The following is a 918-nucleotide window of genomic DNA, read 5'->3' as shown; positions in this document are numbered from 1 at the left end:
ATATGGAGCGGAAAGATTCGGCTAAGTGGGAACGTGTTAGGTCTTCTTTAAATGAAGGCTTGAGATTTGAAGAAAGCGAATTTAAACCAATAAAACGAGATGAATTTAAAAATAGAGCTTTGAAAAGAAATGGCCTAAAAAATGACGATTGAAGCTAAATACTCCCCTTTAGCCATGGCTCAGCTAGATAGTATTTGGGATTATGGTTTTCAACGATTTGGAGAAAACCAAGCTGACAAGTATATTGATGGGCTTTTTGACGCTATAGATGAAATTTCAAACACCGGTAAACACAATGGTTTAAGACCCCGAGTTTTTCCTCTTGATATGATCTCAGACATCACAACTGAAAGTATTCATTTTACTCGTTATGAGAATGAGGTGATTTACCTGAAGGAGCTTAAAAGTGGTGGGGTAGGTGTCATAAGTATACTTGGTGTAAGAATGGATACGCCGAATAGGCTCAAGGAGATATTGGCTAACCCGTTATCGGTAATTTAATAAAGCTGCGTGCTCAAAGTCAAAAATCTGCGACAGCCTTAAATCAGGACAATGAGGCCATATTGATAATGGCCTATTAGGTGTGCCTGTGGCACTTTAACGACCAAGCCGACCATGTCTGTTAAAAACAGGCTACGATTGAAAACTTCATACCCCTAGCCAGACATTGCTTACTTATACCTAGCTTTCCTCGCGATAGCATTCGCAGTGCTTTGATAAGGCGAAAACTCTTCAACATGGGTTTTGTTCTCTTTAAATTTTCCATGCTTGGCGACAGCTCGGTCCGGGTAGACTCTTCGGTGAGCCGGGTATTCCATGCTGAGTCGTGAGTATTGGGATTGTGCTTGTTTAGATAGCATCCATTCTAAAAAATCTTGCGCGAGTTCTTTATTGTCGGAATCGGCTACGACGCCTGCG

General features: G+C 41.2%; 1 protein-coding gene and 1 pseudogene. One reads left to right on the top strand and one right to left on the bottom strand.

Annotated features, from left to right (window positions below):
* The first annotated feature begins 141 nt into the window (after positions 1–141).
* Positions 142–501, top strand: coding sequence for a type II toxin-antitoxin system RelE/ParE family toxin (locus tag A3766_RS05275; RefSeq protein ID WP_068513323.1), 360 nt, complete (start codon positions 142–144; stop codon positions 499–501).
* A gap of 170 nt (positions 502–671) precedes the next feature.
* Here the strand turns inward: A3766_RS05275 and A3766_RS05270 are convergent.
* Positions 672–918, bottom strand: a pseudogene (locus A3766_RS05270) (extracellular solute-binding protein); the annotation flags it as partial.

Source organism: Oleiphilus sp. HI0132, assembly GCF_001635845.1.
This window is presented reverse-complemented; position numbering and strand designations above follow the sequence as displayed.

Excerpts from the sequence above, each read along its gene's own strand:
- A3766_RS05275 (WP_068513323.1), top strand. The coding sequence starts at position 142 with ATGACGATTGAAGCTAAATACTCCCCTTTAGCCATGGCTCAGCTAGAT.